General features: G+C 69.4%; 3 protein-coding genes. 1 reads left to right on the plus strand and 2 read right to left on the minus strand.

Annotation, left to right across the window (positions count from 1 at the left end; translation table 11 throughout):
• Both EYA84_RS30380 and EYA84_RS30385 read right to left on the minus strand, forming a co-directional pair.
• The coding region (locus EYA84_RS30380) for an SPFH domain-containing protein (RefSeq protein ID WP_131057655.1) at positions 1-952 on the minus strand (952 nt) is incomplete at its 3' end.
• 4 nt (positions 953-956) lie between these two features.
• The gene (locus EYA84_RS30385; protein WP_131057656.1) at positions 957-1427 is read right to left on the minus strand and encodes an NfeD family protein; all 471 of its coding nucleotides are present in this window, start codon (positions 1425-1427) and stop codon (positions 957-959) included.
• A gap of 82 nt (positions 1428-1509) precedes the next feature.
• Between EYA84_RS30385 and EYA84_RS30390 the strand changes: the two genes are divergently transcribed.
• The coding region (locus tag EYA84_RS30390) for a serine hydrolase (protein ID WP_131057658.1) at positions 1510-2564 on the plus strand (1055 nt) is incomplete at its 3' end.

The following is a 2564-nucleotide window of genomic DNA, read 5'->3' on the forward strand; positions in this document are numbered from 1 at the left end:
GCGCGGCCTCGGCCGCCTCCCGCTCCACCGCGCTGGCGTCGGCGGACGCCTGCTGGGTGGGGGCGTCGCCGACCATCTGGTTCAGCCCGCCGAGCGCGCCGCCCATACCCTCCAGGGCCTTGGTCAGTTCGGCCGGCACGATCCACACCTTGTTGGCCGTGCCGTTGGCGATCTGCGGCAGGGCCTGGAGGTACTGGTAGGCCAGCACCTTCTGGCTCGGGTTGGCCTGGTGGATGGCATCGAACACCGTCCGGACCGCCTTGGCCTGACCCTCGGCCTGCAGGATGCGGGCCTGCCGGTCACCGTCGGCGCGCAGCACCGCGGCCTGCTTCTCACCCTCGGCCGAGAGGATCTGCGACTGCTTGTGACCCTCGGCGTTCAGGATCGCGGCACGGCGGTCCCGCTCGGCGCGCATCTGCTTCTCCATGGAGTCGCGGATGCTCGGCGGCGGCTCGATCGCCTTGATCTCGACCCGGGTCACCTTGATGCCCCACCGGCCGGTGGTCTCGTCCAGCACCCCGGAGAGGTGCCGGTTGATCTCCTCACGGCTGGTCAGCGCGCGCTCCAGGTCGAGCGAACCGATCACGTTCCGCAGCGTGGTGACGGTGAGCTGCTCGATCGCCTGAAGGAAGTTGGAGATCTCGTAGGTGGCCCGGACCGAGTCGACGACCTTGAAGTAGAGCACGGTGTCGATCGAGACGACCAGGTTGTCCGAGGTGATCACGGGCTGCGGCGGGAAGCTGACCACCTGCTCGCGCATGTCCACCTTCGTCCGCACCGCGTCGACGAAGGGCACCAGGATGTTCAGCCCGGGGTTGAGCGTCCGCTTGTACCGGCCGAGCCGCTCGACCACGTCCTGACGCTGCTGCGGCACGATCCGCACCGACTTCGCCAGGGTGATCACCGAGATCAGGGCAAATGCTATCAAAAGGACGGGTATGACTAGTTCCATCCGTTCACCTCTCCGCTTCGGGTAGCTCGCCGGGCGCCGCAACGTCCCGCCAGACCAGGGCTACCGCTCCCTTGACCTGAATAACCTGCACCCGTTCTCCGGGTGCCAAAACCTGCGTGGCGTCGTAGGCCCGCGCGCTCCACACTTCGCCGTCGATCTTCACCATGCCCTGCGCGGCGTCGACCTGCTCCAGGACCAGGGCCGACGAACCCTCGATCGCCTCCACCCCGAAGGCGGTCTCGCCGGTCTCCATCGCGGTCTGCTTGTGCCGCTGGATGACCGGCCGCGCCGCGAGCACGGTCAACGCCGACACCACGGCGAAGACGACAGCCTGTATCGCCACCGGCGCTCCGAACGCGGCGGCGCCTGCGGCGGCGAACGCACCGACCGCAAACATGATCAAGAACAGGGTCGCCGTGAAGATCTCAGCGACCGCTAGTACCACACCCAGCACGATCCACAGCACGGCATCCACGTACTGATCGTGACATGACAATGCACGTGTCATCGAACTGTCATGATCGGAGGCGCCCGACCACCGCCTCGAAGGAGCCTTCGTGTCCCTGCGTCCGGAAACAGTACGGCACGTCGACGCCCTGGTGGCCGACGCGCAGTCCGCCGGCCACGTGCCGTCGCTGGTCGTCGGCGTGGTGCGCGACGGCACACTGGCGCACCTGGCCGCCGCCGGTGACCATCCCCGGCCGGACGCCGACCTGCAGTACCGGATCGGCTCGATCACCAAGACCATGACCGCCGTGCTGATCATGCAGGAGCGCGACGCCGGACGGCTGGCGCTGGACGATCCGCTGCGACGGCACCTGCCCGAGGCCGGAGCCGCCGGACCGATCACCCTGCGCCAACTGCTGGGGCACGCGGGCGGGCTGCAACGCGAGCCGGACGGGCCGTGGTGGGAGCGGAGCGAGGGCGTCGACCTGCACACCCTGCTGGCCGACTTCGGCGCTCCCAAGATCGCGCTGCCGGCGTACCGCACCCACCACTACTCGAACCTGGCCTTCGGACTGCTCGGCGGCGCGCTGCAACGGATCACCGGCACCGGGTGGGCCCAGCTGGTGCGGGAACGGATCCTGGCGCCACTGGGCATGCACCGCACCACGTACGCCGCCACCACGCCGTACGCCCCCGGGTACGTGGTGCACCCGTGGCACGACACGCTCCGCGAGGAGCCGCACACCGACACCGGGGCGATGGCCCCCGCCGGGCAGCTCTGGTCGACCGTGGCCGACCTGTCCCGGTGGGCGGCGTTCCTCGCCGACCCCGACCCCGTGGTGCTGGCCCCGGACACCCTCGACGAGATGTGCGCCCCGGTGTTCCTCAGCGACCTCGACTCCTGGCGGGGCGGCTACGGCCTGGGCATCCAACTCACCCGCCAGGGCGAACGCGTCTACGTCGGGCACGGCGGCTCGATGCCCGGTCACGTCGCCGTGCTGCTGGTGCACCGGTCCAGCCGTACCGGTCTGGTCGGCTTCGCCAACTCGTACGGCTTCCGCACCGGCGGCATCAGTCCGCTCGGCGTCCAGGTGCTGACCCGGGTCCTCGACGCCGAGCCTGTCTCTTATAAACCTCTCCGAGCCCACGAGACTAGCGCTCATCT

The organism is Verrucosispora sp. SN26_14.1, assembly GCF_004307965.1.
Lineage (GTDB): Bacteria > Actinomycetota > Actinomycetes > Mycobacteriales > Micromonosporaceae > Micromonospora.